This window comes from Pontibacter mucosus, assembly GCF_003054055.1.
GTDB lineage: Bacteria > Bacteroidota > Bacteroidia > Cytophagales > Hymenobacteraceae > Pontibacter > Pontibacter mucosus.
The window spans coordinates 98,607-119,425 of record NZ_QBKI01000013.1 but is presented as its reverse complement, the minus strand read 5'-3'; the positions used below and the strand labels follow the sequence as shown (position 1 = coordinate 119,425).

The 20,819-nt window shown below is 50.2% G+C and carries 18 protein-coding genes; 15 read left to right on the top strand and 3 right to left on the bottom strand.

Features of this window, described 5'->3' with window-relative positions:
* The 8 genes from C8N40_RS20600 to C8N40_RS20565 all read left to right on the top strand — a co-directional run.
* Positions 1-706 (top strand): tellurite resistance TerB C-terminal domain-containing protein (locus tag C8N40_RS20600; RefSeq protein ID WP_211318161.1); only part of this gene is annotated, 706 nt, incomplete at its 5' end.
* Positions 703-2,028, top strand: coding sequence for an ATP-binding protein (locus C8N40_RS20595; RefSeq protein WP_108213700.1), 1,326 nt, complete (start codon positions 703-705; stop codon positions 2,026-2,028). The genes C8N40_RS20600 and C8N40_RS20595, both read left to right, overlap by 4 nt.
* On the top strand, positions 2,028-4,169 hold the full coding sequence (locus tag C8N40_RS20590; protein ID WP_108213699.1) for a DEAD/DEAH box helicase: 2,142 nt from the start codon (positions 2,028-2,030) through the stop codon (positions 4,167-4,169). Before C8N40_RS20595 ends, C8N40_RS20590 begins: the two co-directional genes overlap by 1 nt.
* 37 nt (positions 4,170-4,206) lie before the next feature.
* On the top strand, positions 4,207-5,121 hold the full coding sequence (locus tag C8N40_RS20585) for a BRCT domain-containing protein (RefSeq protein WP_211318160.1): 915 nt from the start codon (positions 4,207-4,209) through the stop codon (positions 5,119-5,121).
* Positions 5,122-5,583: 462 nt separating this feature from the next.
* Positions 5,584-5,904: a helix-turn-helix transcriptional regulator gene (locus C8N40_RS20580; protein WP_108213698.1), complete on the top strand. Its 321-nt coding sequence runs from the start codon at positions 5,584-5,586 to the stop codon at positions 5,902-5,904.
* Between the two features lie 6 nt (positions 5,905-5,910).
* Positions 5,911-7,179: a type II toxin-antitoxin system HipA family toxin gene (locus tag C8N40_RS20575; RefSeq protein WP_211318159.1), complete on the top strand. Its 1,269-nt coding sequence runs from the start codon at positions 5,911-5,913 to the stop codon at positions 7,177-7,179.
* A 107-nt stretch (positions 7,180-7,286) separates the two neighbouring features.
* Complete coding sequence (locus tag C8N40_RS20570) at positions 7,287-7,502, top strand: hypothetical protein (RefSeq protein ID WP_108213697.1); 216 nt, start codon at positions 7,287-7,289, stop codon at positions 7,500-7,502.
* Positions 7,502-9,994: an ATP-binding protein gene (locus C8N40_RS20565; protein ID WP_108213696.1), complete on the top strand. Its 2,493-nt coding sequence runs from the start codon at positions 7,502-7,504 to the stop codon at positions 9,992-9,994. Before C8N40_RS20570 ends, C8N40_RS20565 begins: the two co-directional genes overlap by 1 nt.
* A gap of 120 nt (positions 9,995-10,114) precedes the next feature.
* Here the strand turns inward: C8N40_RS20565 and C8N40_RS20560 are convergent, their stop codons facing one another.
* From C8N40_RS20560 to C8N40_RS20550, 3 genes are all read right to left on the bottom strand, one after another.
* Positions 10,115-10,558, bottom strand: a complete 444-nt coding sequence (locus C8N40_RS20560) for a beta-barrel fold lipoprotein (RefSeq protein ID WP_108213695.1) — start codon at positions 10,556-10,558, stop codon at positions 10,115-10,117.
* A 136-nt stretch (positions 10,559-10,694) separates the two neighbouring features.
* Positions 10,695-11,789, bottom strand: a complete 1,095-nt coding sequence (locus C8N40_RS20555; RefSeq protein WP_108213694.1) for a DUF3991 domain-containing protein — start codon at positions 11,787-11,789, stop codon at positions 10,695-10,697.
* A 7-nt stretch (positions 11,790-11,796) separates the two neighbouring features.
* Positions 11,797-12,429: a DUF4099 domain-containing protein gene (locus tag C8N40_RS20550; RefSeq protein WP_108213693.1), complete on the bottom strand. Its 633-nt coding sequence runs from the start codon at positions 12,427-12,429 to the stop codon at positions 11,797-11,799.
* A gap of 323 nt (positions 12,430-12,752) precedes the next feature.
* Here C8N40_RS20550 and C8N40_RS20545 point away from each other — a divergent pair, with 323 nt between their 5' ends.
* The 7 genes from C8N40_RS20545 (at position 12,753) to C8N40_RS20515 (ending at position 20,815) form a co-directional block, all read left to right on the top strand.
* Positions 12,753-13,070, top strand: a complete 318-nt coding sequence (locus tag C8N40_RS20545; RefSeq protein WP_108213692.1) for a DUF6660 family protein — start codon at positions 12,753-12,755, stop codon at positions 13,068-13,070.
* Positions 13,071-13,181: 111 nt separating this feature from the next.
* Positions 13,182-17,570: a CusA/CzcA family heavy metal efflux RND transporter gene (locus C8N40_RS20540; protein ID WP_108213691.1), complete on the top strand. Its 4,389-nt coding sequence runs from the start codon at positions 13,182-13,184 to the stop codon at positions 17,568-17,570.
* A gap of 50 nt (positions 17,571-17,620) precedes the next feature.
* Complete coding sequence (locus tag C8N40_RS20535) at positions 17,621-18,790, top strand: efflux RND transporter periplasmic adaptor subunit (RefSeq protein ID WP_170114173.1); 1,170 nt, start codon at positions 17,621-17,623, stop codon at positions 18,788-18,790.
* A 75-nt stretch (positions 18,791-18,865) separates the two neighbouring features.
* Positions 18,866-19,660, top strand: coding sequence for a cation transporter (locus tag C8N40_RS20530; RefSeq protein ID WP_108213689.1), 795 nt, complete (start codon positions 18,866-18,868; stop codon positions 19,658-19,660).
* Between the two features lie 180 nt (positions 19,661-19,840).
* Positions 19,841-19,948, top strand: coding sequence for a YnfA family protein (locus C8N40_RS23215; RefSeq protein ID WP_108213704.1), 108 nt, complete (start codon positions 19,841-19,843; stop codon positions 19,946-19,948).
* Positions 19,949-19,975: 27 nt separating this feature from the next.
* Complete coding sequence (locus C8N40_RS20520) at positions 19,976-20,386, top strand: Fur family transcriptional regulator (RefSeq protein WP_108213688.1); 411 nt, start codon at positions 19,976-19,978, stop codon at positions 20,384-20,386.
* A 63-nt stretch (positions 20,387-20,449) separates the two neighbouring features.
* The gene (locus tag C8N40_RS20515) at positions 20,450-20,815 is read left to right on the top strand and encodes a DUF3703 domain-containing protein (RefSeq protein ID WP_108213687.1); all 366 of its coding nucleotides are present in this window, start codon (positions 20,450-20,452) and stop codon (positions 20,813-20,815) included.
* Positions 20,816-20,819: the final 4 nt, after the last annotated feature.

Genomic DNA, 20,819 nt, shown 5'->3' with positions numbered 1-20,819 from the left:
TGAGGCCTCAAAGCTCGTCTCGAAACACGACAGGGAAGAGGCGCTTCGCTTCTTCCTGCACTACCTGCACCATGACCTTAATTCCAACACAGTTGATAACAAACAACTGACCAAAACGATCCAGAAAAGCCTCTTCAGGGAAACCGGGCAGGTGAAGCGCTTCGAGGAGATCCTGAACCAGTTCTTGGAAGACAAAGATCTTCAAAAGGCTTTGGCCGAGGTCCCCAGCGTCTACACAAAGCAACGTAAGAAGATACAGCTGGACTTAAGCACTATCCGGGAGGTACAGCAACAGCACTCTGGCACAGTGGAGCTGCTCAACGAGTACCTGCAGGATGAAGATGAGCCTGTGGCATCGATGGATGCGAGCGGCACTTCCTCTGATGACGACAGTGCGACAGAAGGGGAGGAGATACAGTTGGAAATCAAAGCGAATACTGCTGCTTCTAATGCAAGCCTGTTTATCTCCGAGATTGCCCTGAATGAGGTACAGCAGGAGCTCCTGCAGCTCTTCCAGTCCAGTGACCTGTCGCTTGCACAGCAACAGGTGGAGACCTTCTCAAAAACACGAGGGGTGTTCAAGAACCAACTAATAGACAGCATCAACGAGAGCTGCTACGAGCAGCTGGATGACGTGCTGATTGAAGAGGACGGAGATACCTATGCGATCTATGAAAACTACTTTCAACAACTTTTAAGAAAATGACAGATAACATCAAACCAAAGGAAGCCACCGCCATTGTGAACTCGCTGCTAGGCGGCGTGGTCCCAAAGATCGGCGTGCAGCACATAACAGTAGGGAGATCCGCCGAGATCGAGGCTTTCATCAAAGCTTTGGAGGACGTCAGGAACGGGCACAGCATGGTTAAGTTCTGGATCGGCGACTTCGGGTCCGGAAAATCCTTTATGATGCACCTGCTGAACACCGTGGCGCTGAAGCAGAAATTTGTGGTGGCCAACGCTGACTTCACTCCAGATAACAGGCTATACTCCAATGACGGCAAGGCAGTGGCGCTTTACTCGGCCATTATGGACAACATCGCCATCCAGACCAAGCCAGAAGGCGGCGCGCTGGCAACGCTGCTGGAAAAATGGATCGAGCAGGTTGTTTCGAAGACGGCGCAGGCAGAAGGCATCTCCCTGACTGAGATCCGGGAGGAACAGCATCTGCCCCTAATCCAGCGCAGCATCATGCAAACCCTGAACGAAATCACGGATGTCGGCGGCTTTGATTTTGGGGTGGTGGTCATGAAGTACTACGAGGGCTATATCAGCGATAATGAGCAGCTGCGAAGAAGCGCCCTAAAATGGCTGAAGGGAGAGTATCGCACTAAAACGGAGGCTCGGCAGGACTTGGGAGTACGTGAGATCATAAATGATCTGAATTACTATGACATGCTCAAGAACTTCTGCAGGCTGTTTGTTAACATGGGCTACAGCGGATTCATGATTAACCTGGATGAGGCGATAAACCTTTATAAAATATCTACTTCCGTGATGCGGGAGAAAAACTATGAGAAGATCCTGACTATTTACAATGACTGCTTCCAGGGTAAGGTCAGTAACTTCTTCATCAACTTCGCGGGCACCCACGAGGTGCTCGAGAACGAGCGCAGGGGGCTCTTCAGCTACCATGCCCTTAAGTCCAGACTCGAGACAAACAAGTTCGAGACCCTGGAAGTGCGGGATTTCTCACAGCCGGTCATTCGCCTGATGCCGCTGAACCACAACGAGATCTTTGTGCTGCTCAAGAAGCTGAAGGCTATCTTTGACTTCAACTACAAAACCCAGTTGGACATCACGGATGAGGAGATCCAGCTTTTCATGGAGGAGATGTTCAACAAGCCTGGCGCGAGCGAGTTTCTAACGCCTCGTGAGGTGATCCGTGATTTTCTGAATATCCTGAGCATCATCCGCCAGAACCCGGGGGTTGATAAAAGGCAGCTGTTCGGCCAGATAGAGATCCGAGACGAGCGACCCGATGAGTCGGCCGTGGATAGCCTGGTGGATGGAATAGAAGTGCTGTAATGGCCTACGAGCTGCTATCTGAGCCAATCCGCCGGTACGTGCGCGACAAGCGGTGGGAGTCGCTGCGTCCCATTCAGGGGGCAGCGATTCAGCACATCCTCTCCACCGACTGCAATTACATCCTGGCCTCCAGAACAGCCTCTGGTAAGACGGAGGCTGCCTTTCTGCCTATTCTCTCCAAGGTAAACTTCCGGGATCCGGGCGTCCAGGTACTTTATATCTCACCGCTCATCGCCCTGATCAATGACCAGTTCCACCGGGTGGAGGAGCTGTGCAAGTACCTGGACGTGAAGGTGACCAAGTGGCATGGGGAGGCAAACCGCACAGAGAAGAAAAAGCTGGTGCAGGCCCCGGAGGGAATCGTGCTGATTACGCCCGAGTCGCTGGAGGCAATGTTTGTCAATGCCCCCTATAGTATGAAGGCGCTGTTCTCCAACTTAAGGTATGTGGTGATCGATGAGATCCACTCGTTCCTGGGAACAGACCGGGGTATCCATCTGAAGTCCATTCTTTCACGCTTGGGTAAAGTAAGCGCAGGGAAACTTTGCATTGTGGGCCTATCAGCCACCATCGGAGACTATGCGGAGGCCAAGAAGTTCACAGGTGATGAGGCCAACACGAAAGTGTTGCTGGACAAAACGTCCAAAGAGATGCACACCTCCTTCCTGTATCATATGGGAGCTGCCGCTGAATTGCCACTGGAACTAATAAAGGATCTTTATAAGCAGACGTATGATCACAAGGTGCTTGTGTTCCCCAACAGCCGTGGCCGGGCAGAGGAGATTGCCGTGAAGCTCAAGCGGATTTCAGAGAGGGTGGGAGGGCATCCGCACTACTTTTCGCACCACTCCTCGGTGGACAAGGAGGTGCGGGAGTATGTGGAGCATTTCGCTAAGCACAACCAGCGGCAGAACTTCTGCATTTCCTGCACCTCCACGCTGGAACTGGGAATAGACATCGGCTCAGTGGATAAGGTCGTGCAGGTGGATGCCACTACCTCCATAGCCTCACTGATCCAGCGGGTGGGCAGAAGCGGCAGAAGGGAAGGAGAAAAGAGCCACCTCCTGCTTTATGCCACGGACAAGTGGAGTCTGCTGCAGTCGCTGGCATGCTGGCTGCTTTTCCAGGAAGGATACATTGAGCCTGTCAGGACGGCCGAAAAGCCTTATGACCTTTTACTCCACCAGGCGCTCTCCATTGTAAAGGAAACCTCTAGTTGCACCAGGGAGGAACTTGTCAGCAGGCTACGGGAAAACTTCGCTTTCAAGGAGATCGGAGAGGCTGAAATTCATGAGATCATTCAGGAGCTGGTGGATAATGACTGGCTAGAACTGCTGCACCGGGAATTGATTATCGGTGTTGAGGGCGAGGGAGTCGTCAACTCCCGGGAGTTTTACAGCGTGTTCAAGACAGAACCCAGCTTTAAGGTCGTGCATGCTGGTAAAGCGATCGGGGAGATACCGCTCACGGAGCAGGTACGGGAGGACGAGAACATCCTGCTGGCTGCCAAAATCTGGAAGATCAGGTATGTGGACTTTAAGTCAAAAAAGATTGAAGTCGCTCCCACTGCCGATGGTAAAAAGCCCCTGTTCTTGGGTAGGGGAGGCATCGTGGCTCCCAAGGTGAGGGAGAAGATGCTGCAGATCCTGTTTACGTCTACTGTTTATCCCGAGCTTGATGAACCGAGCCAGGAGGTACTCTCTGAGCTACGTAAGGACTTTGCCGCCTTTCCGCTCAGGGACTGTTCTCTGGAAAGACCTGTTCTGGTGAAAGACGGGCAGGTAGTACTGTATACCTTCACCGGCACCAGAGTGAACAGGAGTCTTGCCTTCCTGCTTAACTGCCTTGATCTGGAGCACAGCTACGATGAGCATAGCAGTAGCTTTACCCTTGCTATCGCCCCAGGTTTACTCAGCGACTTAACAGAGCAGCTGCTTCTCTTCATCGACGACGTGGACTTTCACCTGGAGCAGGCCATCCAGCAAAATGAGTCGTTGCTGGAATTCTCGAAATGGGGTGTTAAGCTTCCTCTTAAGTTTAAGAGTGCCATCCTTAAGGAGAGGTATCATGACTTTGACGGCACCCGGACCCTAATGAGCAGCATGAAACCAGTGTTGAATACAGCTGCTTCTTTGACATAGCAAAGCTTTAAAATATTAGAAAAACTAATCCTATAGCATGATGAACACAAGCGAATATGAGAATTTAACTTACCGCCAGCATACAACCCGGAGTGAGGCGGACAAAGCTATCAACTCCCTGAAAGGCATTCTTGAAGGCATCCGTATGGATGGGGAGGTGAATGCCTCTGAGATAGCAGAATTGCAGAGCTGGTGCGCTATGCACCAGAACCTGATAAACAGGAATCCTTTCAAGGAGCTAATGTTATTGATATCTGAGGCTGTGCGTGAGGAAGAGGCACGACCGGAGCTGATAGAGGACCTTATTTGGCTGTGCCGCAAGTACGAGCATGGCAGCATTTTTTATGATGCTGCGACGGCGGACCTCCAAGTGCTGCAGGGCATCTGTCACGGCATTCTCTCCGATGGAATTGTCGCAGATAAGGAAGTCGAGGCACTGGATAGATGGCTGGAAGATCACGCGCACTTAAACTCATATTATCCCTATGATGAAATCAGTAGTTTGGTTACCTCAGTACTGTCGGACGGAAAAGTGGATGAGGAGGAGCGTAAACGGCTATTGGCTTACTTCCATGAGTTTGCGCAACTCACGGACACAGCACTGACACAAAAAATCAAGAGTGAAACTGCAGAGGTAAAAATCAATGGAATCTGCACATCGAACCCTGACATCCGCTTTGATGGCAGCACCTTCTGCTTTACAGGCCTATTCCAGCGAGCTTCAAGAAAGGAAATTGAGCAGGAAGTGGTTAAACTAGGAGGTCGTGTAAGCGGCTGTGTGACGAAAAGCACTAATTATTTAATCGTAGGCGACAGTGGCAATCCCTGCTGGGCTTTTGCCTGCTACGGCAGGAAGGTAGAAAAGGCGATAGCCATGCGCAAGGCGGGAGCCAAGACTGTGTTGGTACACGAGTATGACTTCTGGGATGTTGTGGAGGAGAATCGACAGTAACTGTAGTGCCCGATCCAGCAGCATAGCGAAGATGGTAGACTCCACGTCGGCCCAGTCGACCTTGGCGGCAAGTACAAGCAAATAGAGTTGCGCCTAGATGTTGGGCAGCGATACTGGGGCTTTAAACAAATAGCCGTCAACCCATGGAATTGGAGTTGCAATATTTTACTGGAGACTTCGGGAATGGATACCCTGCCCCTTTTACCACCGCACCCATAGAATAAGTGATAGCATGCATCCTATGTCGGATAACCTGGCCCAATGTCGGACAAAAGTCGGATAAAGCTTTTCTTTTAACAGTCAGGCGCACTTGCGTTGCTTTGTCAAGTTTTTCAGTTATAAAACTTGACAAATTTCCTGCTATACACATTAGCGGTACAGCATGTGCGAAGTATGTTTATTTTAAATAACGTAAATTATAATTTACAAAATTAGGTATATTTGTAAAATATAGTTTACGTTATGGCCAAATCAAAAACTTTATACCCATCCTGGCAACGGCTATTGGCTGAGCTGGGGGAAAACATTAAGCTAGCCCGGCTGCGGCGCAGGCTCAGCACCGAACAAGTGGCCGAACGTGCGGCTATTTCTCGGCCCACACTTAGCCAGATTGAGAAAGGGGAGCCCACCGTGGCCATGGGGAATTATTTCAAGGTGTTGGCGGTGCTGGGACTGGAAAAAGACCTGGCGCAAGTGGGTCGAGACGATAAGCTCGGCCGCAAGTTGCAGGATGCAGAACTGCCGGTGCGAGAAAGGGCTCCTAAGCATTCAAGTGATACTTAAGAGAAGATGGCAAAGCACAAGGTAACCAACGCTATATATGTGTACGCCGACTGGGTCGAGCTAGGAGGGCCTCGGCTGATGGGCACGCTGCAGGCGAGCGTCGTGCGGGGCAAGGAGGTGTTCTCCTTTGAGTACGAGAAGACCTGGCTTAGCAGCGAATACGTCCAGGTGCTGGACCCTGAGCTGCAGCTGTACACGGGGCCGCAATTCCTGGCAGGGGAGGAGAAAAGCAACTTCGGCGTGTTCCTGGATTCCTCCCCTGACCGATGGGGCAGGGTACTGATGCGAAGGCGCGAAGCAGCGCTGGCCCGCAGGGAAGGGCGGGCGGAGCAGCGCCTGCTGGAGAGTGACTACCTACTGGGGGTGTACGACGGCCACCGCATGGGGGCGCTGCGCTTTAAACAAACACCAGACGGCCCTTTCCTGAATGACAACCGCGAAATGGCTACACCGCCTTGGACGGCTTTGCGTGAGCTGGCCTATGCAAGCCAGAAGCTGGAGGAAGATGACATCAATCAGGACGAGGAATACCTTAAATGGCTCAGCCTGCTGGTGGCGCCTGGTTCCTCATTGGGAGGAGCCAGACCGAAGGCGGGGGTGACTGACGAGAAAGGAAGGCTGTGGATTGCCAAGTTTCCAAGCCGTACCGATAACAGGGACGTCGGTGCTTGGGAGATGGTGGTGCAGGAGCTGGCTCTGATGGCGGGTATTAGCATGGCAGAGGCCAAGATAGAGCGCTATGCCTCCAGGCAGCACACCTTCCTGACCAAGCGCTTTGACCGCACTGAAACAGGGGAGCGTATTCACTTCGCGTCTGCCATGACACTATTGGGTTATCACGACGGCATCGACTACCAGGATGGGGTAAGCTACCTTGAGTTGGCTGAATTCATCACCACGCAGGGTGCCGCTCCTGAAAAAGATCTGGAAGAACTCTGGCGGCGAATTTTATTTAACATCTACGTGAGTAACACAGATGACCATCTGCGCAACCACGGCTTCATCCTTACCCCCTTGGGCTGGCGGCTATCTCCTGCCTATGATTTAAACCCGGTGGAGACTGGGGCCGGCCTCAAGCTCAATATCACAGAGGAAGACAACGCACTGGATCCGGAGCTGGCACTCGCCACGGCAGACTATTACCGCCTTTCCCCAAAGCAGGCGGCAGCGATACACCAGCAGATCAGCGAAGCCGTGAGTAATTGGCGTAGCGTGGCCAGCAAGTATGGTATCTCAAAGGCAGACCAAGAGTTAATGGCGCCTGCCTTTCAATAGGCAGGAAGACAAAAAATTTCAAAGTTCAATCCAATATTTTTATAAATAAATACTTTAATATTGATTACATTTAAGAAACCTTACTTTGACCAGTTTAAATAAAGCAAATGGATAACTTTAATTTCGATGATTCTAAATCCCAGGAAGAGAACTTAGAAGCATTCTTCAACTTTTGTATTCAAAAAGATCCTGTTTTGGGGAAGATTATTGCTGACAATAAGGACCTTTTAACAAGGGTGGATAGTGATGCATCCAATCTGAAATCTGAATTCAGAACAAAAGTTGCCCAACAAGTTTCAGCGGTATATAAGCAGTCTGAATAATGAAAAGGTATTTCTTAAGGCAAATCGAAATAGAGGGCTTCAGGGGCATAAACAATGAAAATCATCCATTAAAGTTAAAGATTGCACACGATAAGGTTTGCTCAGTCTTTGCCCCTAATGCATCTGGGAAGAGTTCAATATTCGATGCGCTTTGCTTTTCCTTCAAATCGGAGATTTCCCGCTTTAAGAATATACAGAATAAAGAGAACCCAGGAGAATACTACATCAATCACTTCCATTCCACTGGTAGATCCACTATAAGCATCAATTTGCAAGCTGATGATGGCAGTGAGACGGTTGACATCTTAATACAGAAGGAGAGGTCAGGAGAGCGTATCGTTACTTCTCCAAATCATCCTGATCCAGAGGAATTGCTTAAGTCTTTGAACCATGATGGGTTGATGATAGACTATGACTTATTCCGATCGTTCATAGACAACAGACCATTGGAAAGAGGGCGTTCTTTCTCAATGCTTATCGGTCTTTCTAAGATTAGTGCCTTAAAGCAAAGGTTAGATACCCTCTCTAATACGAAGAACATAAACACCGATCACAATTATGATACATTAAAGACAAAGCACCAGGCTAAACAAGATGAGTATAGAAAAACTCGCAATACCATAATTGAGACTTTAGGGAGACTTGAATTAGCGCATTTAGACCTAAATGATATTCCCAAACTTGAGTATCAGGCAATCTCTGTATTGAAGAATATTTCCATTTTTAAAGACATACTTACAGAAAAGGAATTCAAACACATTGATTTTGAAAGCCTTATAAATGTTCTAAAGAAAACTGAAGGAAGTAAGCTTCAGACTGAGTTCATAAAAAAAGATAACCTGAAAAGGGAAATAGAGAGGGTATTACCTGACAGCATAGACATTGAAACTGAGCAGCTCAATGAGTTGGCAAACTTGGTGGAAAGCAAACAAAAACTTTTAAAGTCAACCTTGGGGAAGGAATATCACACACTCTATAAAGCAGCCAAAAAAATCTTCGAAGACTTGAGCTACCCTAAGGCTACTTGTCCGCTTTGCGAATCAGCTGATCTAAACTTTGAAGGTGTCCCGCTTTATGACTTTGTGGTAGCTAAGCTCGATTCGTTCGAACGAATCGAGCAGGCAGACAAGGATATTAAAAGACTTTGGAATTCTTTTACGGGAAGGGGAAGGCATCTAAGAATACAAAGTTTGTTGACTGCTCATGCCATAAGCACAATAGCGGAAGGCGATTTAATGATTAGCTCAGAAAAGCTAGATCAGGAGTCATTTATGTCGCTAACGCAGAAGTTACAAGCCACTGATAAGCTAATCCTAGAGCAGCAAAAACAGCTTAACATAGATATAAAAGAAATCAGCGATAAGCTTCCACCTTCAATCACGGACACTGTCCAAAAAATTACAGACGTACGCAAACTAGCAGAAGACATTGCTCATCTCGCGAAAGTCAGAGATGAGGGAATAGAACTTAAAAATCAATGTGAGCATATAGAGCGATGGAAGGAATTTATTAATAATATATCTTTTCAGATTACCCAAGCAGAAACAGCTTTAAGCCAAGTGATCTGCTCTGAAATAGAAGAAGACACCCGTAATTTCTTCCAAAGGATCATAAATAGCAATAGAGTTGTTCCTAGTCTAAAGCGGGCCACAAACAAGCAGGACTTGGACCTTGTACTCGATTCATTTTTTAGCACTACAAATCTTTATGCTTCCCCCTTATTATCTGAATCATACCGTAATGCCTTCGCTGTTTCTGTTTATTTGGCAGCTCTAATCAGGAGTAAACCCAAAGCAAGGTTTCTGATCTTAGACGATGTCACCTCAAGCTTCGATGCAGGAAACCAACTAAGCTTAATAGAGCTTTTATTTTCAGTCATTTCAACTGCTAATAATCCCAATGGATTGCAGATAATAGTCTTAAGCCATGATGGGCTTCTTAAGAAGTATTTTAACACCCAAGCTTCTGGGTTAAGTGACAAATGGCAGCATTATGAGCTTGGTGGTGTGGCCCCAGAAGGACGTGTAACGGCCAACTTGATCGGGAATGATAATTTAAGGAGCAGGATCGTGGAGAGTCTGCAAGCAGGGGAATCTAATTTAGGAGCTTTGTTAATGAGACAGTATCTGGAGTTGAAGATAATGGAGGTGATAAAGAAGCTAGATATTCCTGTACCGTTAGACATTGCCTTGAGAGAAGACTCGCGAATGATAAGCGATTGCTTAAAGGCAATCAATTCTCACATTCAGCTAACTCATCAGGCTAACATCTGTGTACTTGATCAACAGCAATTGGACGCTCTCCAGAATACAGTAATCCCGTCCATCTTATCAAATTACTTAAGTCACTTAGAAACAAACTCGATCCTAAGCATTAATAATCAAACGTTACTTGGGTTGGTAGCAAGGATTGATGAGTTTAGTGAAGCCTTTAAATATACAGATGATAGGGGTGAGAGGAAGTATTATAGATCACTTACAAGGATAAGATGAAGCCTACTTAACATAAGGTAAATTATAAGACAATAAATATATAGCTATTTATGGTTACTAAGCCCAAACAATAAGTTTCTATCATCTGCTAGGACATTGGAGGTCTAGCCAAAATCTTACTTATTCATTCGCTTTATAATTCAGGTATTCATTTTTCTCCCCTGTAACCTCACTATAACTAAAAGTCTTCTCATCAATCTGCTTGCCGTTCTTATAAATAACAAAATGCATCTGCATAGAAGCAGGACCATCCTCTACAGCACTAAACTCATTGGCAGCATGAATGGTAAGTTCCCTTACATTATCCGCTTCAAAGGAATAGGAGGTCTCCGAAAGGTTCCCGTCAAACAACACGGGCGGCATGGCCTCGGTAGTCCCCCTCACTTTGAAATCGCCCCCTCCGATGGTAATAATCTTAATGAATTTCTCATAATCCCCAGACTGGCTGTAGTCGACCCGATAGGTAGCAGTATCAGGCAGCACAGGGTCCTTGCCTTCGTCATCACAACCAGCAAAAAATAGAACTGTACATAACAGAAGGGAGAAGAAAGATAGCTTTTTCATAGCCTAAAAATTAAATGGTTTATAGTTAGGTGAAAAAATATTTTCTACAGAGATGTAATTAACCGGAACAGCCAGTCGAGACACAGAAACTGCATTTCCTCTCCTAATGTCTTTGACTGCTATACTAGATTCAAGGTCATAACTTCACTTTCATAGGAATACGATTCTCCTGGTCGTTTTTGGGATGTATGATGTCGTTATAGTCTTTATGGCCAAGGGGCTTATGCACCTGAAGTCCAGAACGAATACCGGAGTTCTTCTCAAAGGCAAAAAGGCTCAGCTTGTCTACAGGAATATCAAACTTTTTCTCATCCAAACTGAAGGTGATACTGTCGGCATTCTTTGTAAAGGTGTAAGGCTTAGCTGCTATCGCCGTGGCCAGATAGATATCATAGATCTTACCCTGGTAATCGTTATCGAAAATGGTATGCTTTTGAGCATGCGGCCACGCCTTCAGGGAAAGCTCCACCTGCATCCTCGACATTCCCCCGCCGAACGAGACGAATACTGAGTTACTGAAGTCCCGTTTGTCCTTCTCCAGCTGATAAAAGCTCATGGCATCTATAGGGTTCTCTGCGAAGTAGACATGGCGTGTAAGAACCAGGTTCTGCGCAAAATCGGCTATCCAGACACCGTGCTTGCGGTCGCTGCCCGCTGCCACGCCCTTAAAACCATAATTGCGCAGGTCGTAGCCTATCGTCTCACTGCTACCCGGCTTTTGCAGTGGGAAGGCGATATTGGTATAGGCGTTATCCTTCTCCGCGTCCCGCACCAGCCTAATGTAAGGCAGGAACAGCTGCACCGTCTCGCTAGAGAGACCTCGTTCCTTGATCAGGTAATGCAGCTTAAAAACAGAGGCTTCCGATTCGACAAACCTGCTTTTGTCAAAAGGCTTCGCTTCCGTAGCAGCGTAGGCTGGAGCTTTGGGTTGAGAGGCATGGGCATATCGGGACAGCACCTTATTGATACCGTCGATCTCATTGCGGAAGCTTCCCTGGAAGCGGTGCAGCCGATTGGACACGAAGTCTATTAAGGACCCCTTGTCGTTGCTGCCATCCCGATTAAAGTACATCTGCCGGGAGCTGTCGCCCGGGTTGTTGATGATAATCCTGTCTCCGTCAGGGTGCCTAAACTCGGGGCTCTTTCTGCCCTTCAAGGGGTCGAATACATAGCCAAGCGACTCGGCGACCTGAATAATCGACACCTGCTCTCTGTATTCCTGAAAAGTCATAGGCAAGCTAACGTTTAATAGACACAACAGGGGTTTCCTTCACTGCCAAGGTATGGCTTTCTTTTACTGAGACCTGCCCCTCCATTATTTTCAGTCCTTTAGGATTGTTCAAATCCAGGCGGGCCGTAATCAGCTGATCCTTAGCTTTGGAATAAAGCTCCAAGGTACCTCCTTGCCGCAGGTGCTCTTTCTGATCAGTACTCAACACGATGTCCCTGATAGCACTGGGCACTTGGATATCCCGTACCCTTACCCTTAGAATCTCATTGGTCTCCTTATCCAATTGGAAAACATACAGTTCCTTCTCACCATTCAGCGACTTAAACGGCTTTACCAATAGCTCTCCGTCTAGCAGCTTCTCCAGCTCCTGCTTACTGGCTCCAATCTCGTTCTGTATCTCCCTTCGTATCGGGTGGATCATTAGCGATAAGGTGTTGTCTGGATTCATCTTCAGGCTCAGTTTGGCATCCACGGTAAGAGGCTCCAGATTAGTATCCTTTATGGTATAGGTATTCAGGCTCGTTCGCCGGCCAGTCAGTAGATTGACCAAGTCCTCAGATTTCATAGAAAGTACGTCTTTCTTGTTCATCCCCAAGCGCTCAAACTGACCGTAAGGCAGATCTTTTATATCGAAGTTCATAGTCTACTTAGATTATAGATATCTCTAACTAAATCTACGTTAAAATATTACTTAAGTATATATTATAAATTAATTATTGATTTTTTTAATTATTAATTATATATAAACAAAATAGTTATACATGATTTGTATAAAATATAAAGATATCGTTCACTTACCATTGTGGCTCAGCACTGATTTTACCTTAGACTACTTCCATTACTGAAGAAATCTATCTATTAAGATAAGATTAGTTATGTAGTTAATTAAGCGTTTGTTCTAAGTATGTAACTGCAGCGCTGCTAAAGCAGTACAACTGCGAAATTATTCTTATCTTTGCATTCATGAAGTACCTGACTGTCATTTGGGCGATTGTGATTCTGGCCATGGCGTGCTTGCCGTGTGCAGATGAAGGCGCAGCCTTTGCCCAAGGCAAATCTACGACAGTTCAGGCAGATGATTTTCACCAGGACGGTGCGCAGGACGAGGATCTTTGCTCGCCGCTGTGTGAGTGCAACTGCTGTGGCGGCATTACGCTCATCTCTTGGATAGCCCCGCCGTCAGAGCCGCAGCCATATCCGCAAAGCACGTACCGCAGCGCCTATCTTGATGACGCCGCCTATTCGCCTGAGTTCCCCTTCTGGCACCCGCCTAAGGTTTAACCTACCCTTTTCTGTTCAGGAAAACATGCCCTGCTGCATTGCCAATGCAGCTAAGAGTGGCATGCGAATATACGTTGTATATGTGGTTTTTTAGGTTAAATCAATCATGTAGTGTTAGATAAAATCATTCATTTTTCTATCTACAATAAGCTCATCATCGGCATTTTAACGCTGGGGCTTATTGTATGGGGCGGCTATTCCCTGACGCAGCTGCCCATTGATGCCGTCCCGGACATCACCAACAACCAGGTACAAGTCATCACCTCCAGCCCTTCGCTGGCAGCCCAGGAAGTGGAGCGGCTCATCAGCTTTCCGGTGGAGCAGACCATGGCCACCATTCCCGACATCGAGGAAGTGCGCTCCATTTCCCGTTTCGGGCTCTCGGTGGTGACCATTGTGTTCAAAGAGAACGTGGACGTTTACTGGGCACGCCAGCAGGTGGCAGAGCGGCTCACGGAAGCTTCTGAAAACATACCACCTGGCGTCGGCAGCCCCGAGATGGCACCTATTTCCACTGGCCTGGGGGAGATTTACCAGTATGTGGTGCATGCCAAACCAGGCTACGAAGACAGGTACACGGCCATGGAGCTGCGCACCATTCAGGACTGGATCGTCCGCCGGCAGCTGCTGGGCACGCCCGGCGTGGCAGAAGTAAACAGCTTCGGCGGCTACCTGAAACAGTACGAAATTGCCATAGACCCAGACAGGCTCAAGGCGCACAGCCTGAGTATCACGGATGTCCTCACAGCCCTGGAGCGCAACAACGGCAACACCGGCGGAGCCTACATCGACAAAAAGCCGAACGCCTACTTTGTGCGCAGCGAAGGGCTCATCGAGAGCCTGGGCGAAGTAGAGAAGGTGGTGGTCAGCAACACCTCCAACGGCACGCCGGTCCTCATCTCGGATATTGCCCAGGTGCAGTTTGGCGCCGCCAACCGCTACGGCGCCCTGACCGATGCCCAAGGCGAAGCAGTAGGCGGCATTGTGATGCTGCTCAAAGGCGAAAACACCAACCAGGTGGTGGAGCGGGTAAAGGAGCGCATGGAGCAGATCCGAAAGACCCTGCCCGAAGGCGTGGCCGTGGAAGCCTTCCTGGACCGGAGCGAGCTGATCGGCAGAGCCATCAGCACGGTAGAGAAGAACCTGATCGAAGGAGCCCTGATCGTAATCTTTGTGCTCGTGCTCTTTTTGGGGAACCTGCGGGCCGGTCTGGTGGTGGCTTCCGTTATACCGCTGGCTATGCTGTTTGCCGTCATCATGATGCGCCTGTTTAATGTAACGGGTAACCTGATGAGCCTGGGGGCCATAGACTTCGGCATCATCGTGGACGGCGCCGTGATCATCGTGGAAGCCACCATGCACCACCTGGGTTTGCGTGGCGGCAACAGGCTCACCCAGGCCCAGATGGACGAAGAAGTATATGAGTCGGCCCGTAAGATCCGCACGTCGGCTGCTTTCGGCGAGATCATCATCCTGATCGTGTACCTGCCTATCCTGGTGCTGGTGGGGATAGAAGGAAAGATGTTCCGGCCGATGGCGCTGACGGTTTCCTTTGCCATTCTGGGTGCTTTTATCCTTTCCCTGACGTATGTGCCGATGATGTCGGCGCTGGTGCTGAGCAAGAACACGGCGCACAAGCGGAACTTCTCCGACAGGATGATGGACTTCTTCCAGCGCCTGTACAGTCCCGTCATCAAAGGAGCCTTACGGTTGAAAGCATTGGTGCTGCTGGTAGCCGTTGGCTTGTTTGCCCTGGCCCTGCTGCTCTTCTCGCGCATGGGCAGCGAGTTTATACCCACGCTGGACGAAGGCGACTTTGCCCTGGAGACCAGGCTGCTGACGGGCAGTTCCTTGTCCGAGACCGTCGAGAAAGTGACGCTGGCTTCCCGAATCCTGAAGGAGCGGTTTCCGGAAGTAAAGGAAGTGATCAGCAAGATCGGGGCTGCTGAGATACCGACAGACCCGATGCCGATGGAGGCGGCGGACGTGACCATTATACTCAAAGACAAGGAAGAGTGGACCAGCGCCGACACCCGCGAAGAATTGGCCAGTAAGATGACCGAAGCCCTGGAAGCCATTCCGGGTGTCACCTTCGGCGTTTCCCAGCCCATACAGTTGCGCTCCAACGAGCTGATTTCGGGGGTGCGCCAGGATGTGGGCATCAAGATATTCGGGGAAGACCTGCAGGAACTGACGCGCCTTTCCCAGGAAGTAGGCCGTGTGGTGTCAACGGTAGAGGGGGCGGAAGACCTGTACGTGGAGCAAGTGTCAGGCCTGCCGCAGATTGTGGTGGACATTAACCGCGACCAGATTGCCAAGTTCGGCTTGGATGTGGAAACGGTAAACCAGGTCATCAACTCCGCCTTTGCCGGGCAGAGTGCGGGCATGGTGTACGAGGGCGACCGCCGCTTTGAGCTTGTGGTCAGGCTTGCGCAGGAAGAGCGGCAAAGTATAGATGACGTGCGGCAGCTTTACGTCACAGTGCCCAACGGCATGCAGGTGCCGCTGGAGCAGCTAGCAAATGTGCACTATCAACAGGGGCCGAACCAAATTCAGCGGGAAGACGCCCAGAGGCGCATCATCGTAGGCTTCAACGTGCGGGGCCGGGATATTGCCAGCGTGGTGGAAGAAGTACAGGATAAGATCGACCGCGCGGTTCAGCTGCCGACCGGGTACTTTGTGACCTATGGTGGGCAGTTTGAAAACCTGGAGCAGGCCAACGAGCGGCTTTCGGTGGCCGTGCCTGCTGCCCTGGCGCTTATCTTTTTGCTGCTCTACTTTACTTTTAAATCCGTACGGTTCTCGCTGCTCATCTTCACCGCCATCCCGTTCTCGGCCATTGGGGGCGTGCTGGCCCTGTGGGTGCGCGGCATGCCGTTTAGTATCTCCGCCGGGGTAGGTTTTATCGCTCTCTTCGGCGTGGCCGTGCTGAACGGCATCGTGCTCATTGCCGAGTTTAACAGGCAGCGAAAAGAATACCCCGACCTAAGCCTGCGCGATGTGGTGCTGGACGGTACATCGATACGTTTGCGCCCGGTGCTGATGACGGCTACCGTGGCTTCGCTGGGCTTTCTGCCGATGGCGCTCTCCACCACGGCAGGCGCGGAAGTACAGAAACCATTGGCTACCGTCGTGATCGGTGGCCTGATCACATCCACCCTGCTGACCCTGATCGTGCTGCCCGTACTGTATGTTTTATTAGAAGGTTATTACATGAAATATCAGCGTAAAAAAGCAAAGGGCGGACTTTCGGCGGATACGGCCTTTCTCTTCCTGCTGGCCGCTTTCACCGTGCTGTCGCTTGCCGCACCGCAGCAGGCAAAGGCGCAGCAAGGCGCAAAGGTGTACACGTTGCCCGAAGCGGTTTCCCAGGCACTTGACCGGAACCCAAGTGTAGGAGCTGCCAAGCTGGGTATGAAAAGAACAGAGGCACTGAAAGGGGCAGCCTGGGATATGGAAAAAACCCAGGTGCAGTACTCTACGGGCAAGCTTTCGACGGGTGCGTATGACAAGGAGATCTCCGTGTCCCAGTCGCTCCCGTTCCCCACGGTATACGCCCATCAGGCTAAGCTGGCGGAAGAGCTCACCCAGGTAAGCAGGCTCAACCTGTCACAGCGCCAACGGGAGATTGTGAGGGATGTCAGGCTGAACTACTACGGCTTGGTGTACACCCTTTCGCAGCTGAGCTTGCTCCGTTACCAGGACAGCCTGTATGCGCAGTTTCTGAGAGCAGCCCAGGTCAGACTGCGAACCGGGGAGACAAACCTGCTCGAAAGGGTAACAGCCGAGGCGCAGCTGTCGGAAGTGCGCAACAACGCCTTCCAGGTAGAAGCAGACAGGGCCATTTTCCAGGAGCGACTGCAGGCTATCTTAGCGACAGATGCAGGTGTCGCTCCGGCAGACACCGTTCTGCAAAAGCTGCCATTCCCAACGGTTACCGAAGATATGCTGGAGCAGCATCCACGCCTGCAGCTGGCACGGCAACAGGTAGAAGTGAGGCAGGCCGAGACAAAGGTGGAGCGGGCAAGGCTCCTGCCAGACCTGCAGGTGGGATACACCAACCGCACCTTAGGGGGCACCCACGAAAGCGTCATTGCCGATGTGGAGCCGGCGCAGGAAGTGTCGTTCGGCGTGGCCATACCCCTTTGGCCAAAACCGCAGCAGCGACGCATTCAAGCCGCCAAGCTGCAGGCCGATGCCGCCAACCTGGACCTGCAACAAGCCCGCAATGAGCTACTGGCAGATACCGAGGCGGCCCTGCAGCAGGGGTTAAAACTGCAAAGCAGCCTGGCCTACTACGAGGCAACCGCGCTGCCACAGGCGCAGCTCATCATCGAGCAGGCCACAAAAGCTTATCGGGTAGGGGAAATCAGTTACCAGGACTATGTGCTGAACCTAAACAGGGGGCTCCTCATCCGGACAAACTACCTGGAAACACTCCACGCCTACAACCGGGCCGTGATTGAGCTGCAGTTTCTTATCGAAAATCAAAACAACTAATCAATTTGAATCCATCCGAAATGAAAAGGATCAGCTATATAGTATATTTCATGGGGCTATTCCTGTTTAGCGCCTGCGGCAACGAAGCAGAAACTGCTCAGGAGCCCGGGCACCGGGAAGAAGAAGCGCATGAAGAAGAGAGCCCGGCAAGTGCCGAACTAACGGAAGAGCAGTACCAGGTGGCAGGCATTGCCTTAGGCAAGCCGCAGCTGCGCAACTTGAGCAACACCCTCACGCTCACTGGTAAGCTGGACCTACCGCCACAGAACATGGCTTCTGTAACGGCTCCTCTTGGCGGGTTTATCCGGAAAACCCAGGTGCTGGAAGGCACCTATGTTAAGAAAGGCGACCTGCTGGCTACCATCGAAAATCCGGAATTTGTGACGCTGCAGGAAGACTACCTGAAAGAAAAGAACCGCCTGGATTACCTGGAACTGGAGTACAAGCGCCAGCAGGAACTGCATGAGGAGCAGGTGTCCTCTGCCAAGACCTACCAGCAAACGGTGGCCGAGTACAGAAGCGTGCAGGCGCGGGTACAGGCCTTGGAGGAGCGGTTGGCTATCATCGGCATCACGAACGGCTCCCTTCGAAGCGCAAAAATCAGACGCATACTGCCGCTCCATGCGCCTTTAGAAGGCTATATCACTTATGTCAAGGCAGACGTGGGGCAGTATGTTGCCCCCACGGACGTGCTGTTCCGCATCGCCGATACCGAGCACCTGCACGTGGAGCTAACCGTGTTTGAAAAAGACCTGACTTCGCTCAAGAAAGGGCAAGCGGTGCGCTACTCCTTGCCTGGAGAAAGCGCGGCTCAGCGCGAAGCCACCATTTTCCTGATCGGCAAAGAAATCAGCCCGGAACGCACCGTGCGTGTGCATGCCCACATGGAAGAGGAAGACAAGGACCTGGCACCGGGCATGTACGTGCAGGCCCAGGTGGCACTGGATGACAAGCAGGTACTCGCCTTACCGGAGGCGGCGGTAGTGCAGGAAAACAATGCTTCGTTTGTCTTTCTCTACACAGGGCAGGAGCAAGAAGGAGACGCCCTGATGAAGAAGTTTAGAATGGTACCCGTGGAGCGCGGCGTGGAGCAGGGGGGCTTTGTACAGGTGGCGCTCCCAGCTGGAGTAGATACGGCTGCCGGAAACTTTGTAATAAAAGGTGCTTATTCACTGCTTTCGAAGATGCGCAATGCCGAGGAAGAAGGCGGTCATCACTAACCTGCAGCTAGTATAGTCGCTCTTTATGGAAGCGACTATACTAGCTTTGTTACATTTTAACCTTTCTTATAGAAAATGGATAAATCAACCTTCAAGATAAAGCAGATGGATTGCGCTTCCGAGGAAAACATGGTGCGCATGAAGCTTGATGGAATGCCCACAGTAAAAAGTCTGGAATTCGATCTACCCAGCCGCCAGCTCACTGTGTTCCACACGGGGGAACTGCAAACCATAGAAGCCTCCATCCATGAACTGGGACTAGGCTCCTCGTTAGTAACAACAGAACGTACGGAGCAGGAGCTAACGTTAGAAGACACACAAGGGCAAAGCAGGCTCCTATGGACAGTGCTGCTGATAAACTTTGGTTTCTTTGTAGTGGAGATGGTAACGGGGCTCCTATCCAAGTCAATGGGATTGGTAGCCGATTCACTGGATATGCTGGCAGATGCACTGGTATACGGGCTGAGCCTGTTTGCAGTAGGCAGCACCATTGCCAGAAAAAAAAGCGTTGCCAGAGCAAGTGGCTATTTTCAACTTACCCTGGCTGTAGTTGGCTTTGTAGAGGTGTTACGCAGATTTATTGGAGAGGAGCCACTGCCCGATTTCCGCACGATGATCGTAGTGTCCATCCTTGCTTTGGTAGCCAACGCTTTCTGTCTGTACCTGTTGCAGAAGGGGAAAAGCAAAGAAGCGCACATGCAGGCAAGTATGATTTTTACCTCGAACGATATCATCATCAACGGAGGTGTGATTCTGGCAGGCTTGCTGGTACTCTTTTCTGATTCTGCCCTCCCTGATTTGATTGTTGGTGCGGCTGTATTTGTAATTGTTATGAGAGGAGCGTTCAGGATCCTAAAGCTGGCAAAGTAGATAGGAAATGCTGCACCCCAGCTTCAACAAAAAACCAAAAATGGACATAGTAAAATCATATGGGAGCCTTTTTAGCAGGCTTGTGTGAAATTAGGGGAGGTTACCTAGTATGGAGCAGTAGGGGCTGTGGCCCTTGTGCTCTATGGCGTGATAGTCACCTACGGAGGATTCTTCATCATCATGTCCCTGGTCTGGGGCTGGAAGGTAGATGGCCATAGACCAGATAAGTGGGATATTGTTGGAGCCTTGATCGCGTTGCTAGGTACCTGCATCATTATACATGCCTAGAAAATAAAAGCAACCAAGTTCTAAACCATGCTACAGAAATTAGACAACATCCTGCTGGAGAAAGAGATCAAGCCAACAGCCATGCGTCTGCTGGTGCTGGACTTTCTTCTATCGCAACAGACAGCTGTGAGCCTCAGCGACCTGGAGGCAGCTTTTTACCGCTCAGACCGCATCACTCTATACCGTACCCTGAAAACATTCGAGGAAAAGGGGCTGGTGCATAGCATTATGGATGGCACCGGTTCGGTAAAGTATGCGATTTGCGAAGAAGGCTGTGAATGCGCTCCGGAGGATATGCACGTGCATTTCTTTTGCAATAAATGCCAAGAAACAATTTGCCTGCCCAAGTCCCGCATCCCTAAAATCCCCCTGCCGGACAACTTTAAGCAGGAAGAAATTAACCTGGTGATCAAGGGTACCTGCGGCAACTGCAGCTAAACAATGCAATGCAATTGCAGGCGGCTGGGCAGTACTTTTGTAAAAGAAAACAAGAGAAGGACCATGAAATTTAACTGGAGCATGCCCACACCCCTCCGGGCTTATTACCGACAGGAGCTAACCTCTTACCGCACGCTATGGCAGCAGGGGCTTGCTGCTGAGGCATGGCGGCATCTGGAGCGGGCGCACATTCTGGGGCAGCCTTACCCCATAGAGCACACTGCCGTACACTGGTATATGCTTTTGTTTGGTTTTAAAACCAAGAACGCTAAGGAGATAGTAGGGCAGTTTCCCCGCCTGCTGGTCGGGGGAGTGAAGTCATGGGCAGGGATGATACCGGTTGGAAACACCGGTGGTGCCAACGTGCCGCCGCTCCGGCCTATGCCGATTCCCGATGAGCTGCAGCTGATCATTCAGAATGCCCGTTAACCAT

Coding starts and splice junctions, on each gene's coding strand:
- C8N40_RS20590 (WP_108213699.1), top strand. CDS start 2,028: ATGGCCTACGAGCTGCTATCTGAGCCAATCCGCCGGTACGTGCGCGAC.
- C8N40_RS20550 (WP_108213693.1), bottom strand. CDS start 12,429: ATGAACTTCGATATAAAAGATCTGCCTTACGGTCAGTTTGAGCGCTTG.
- C8N40_RS20560 (WP_108213695.1), bottom strand. CDS start 10,558: ATGAAAAAGCTATCTTTCTTCTCCCTTCTGTTATGTACAGTTCTATTT.
- C8N40_RS20535 (WP_170114173.1), top strand. CDS start 17,621: ATGGGGCTATTCCTGTTTAGCGCCTGCGGCAACGAAGCAGAAACTGCT.
- C8N40_RS20595 (WP_108213700.1), top strand. CDS start 703: ATGACAGATAACATCAAACCAAAGGAAGCCACCGCCATTGTGAACTCG.
- C8N40_RS20545 (WP_108213692.1), top strand. CDS start 12,753: ATGAAGTACCTGACTGTCATTTGGGCGATTGTGATTCTGGCCATGGCG.
- C8N40_RS20515 (WP_108213687.1), top strand. CDS start 20,450: ATGAAATTTAACTGGAGCATGCCCACACCCCTCCGGGCTTATTACCGA.
- C8N40_RS20570 (WP_108213697.1), top strand. CDS start 7,287: ATGGATAACTTTAATTTCGATGATTCTAAATCCCAGGAAGAGAACTTA.
- C8N40_RS23215 (WP_108213704.1), top strand. CDS start 19,841: ATGTCCCTGGTCTGGGGCTGGAAGGTAGATGGCCATAGACCAGATAAG.
- C8N40_RS20530 (WP_108213689.1), top strand. CDS start 18,866: ATGGATAAATCAACCTTCAAGATAAAGCAGATGGATTGCGCTTCCGAG.
- C8N40_RS20575 (WP_211318159.1), top strand. CDS start 5,911: ATGGCAAAGCACAAGGTAACCAACGCTATATATGTGTACGCCGACTGG.
- C8N40_RS20555 (WP_108213694.1), bottom strand. CDS start 11,789: ATGACTTTTCAGGAATACAGAGAGCAGGTGTCGATTATTCAGGTCGCC.
- C8N40_RS20585 (WP_211318160.1), top strand. CDS start 4,207: ATGATGAACACAAGCGAATATGAGAATTTAACTTACCGCCAGCATACA.
- C8N40_RS20565 (WP_108213696.1), top strand. CDS start 7,502: ATGAAAAGGTATTTCTTAAGGCAAATCGAAATAGAGGGCTTCAGGGGC.
- C8N40_RS20520 (WP_108213688.1), top strand. CDS start 19,976: ATGCTACAGAAATTAGACAACATCCTGCTGGAGAAAGAGATCAAGCCA.
- C8N40_RS20580 (WP_108213698.1), top strand. CDS start 5,584: ATGGCCAAATCAAAAACTTTATACCCATCCTGGCAACGGCTATTGGCT.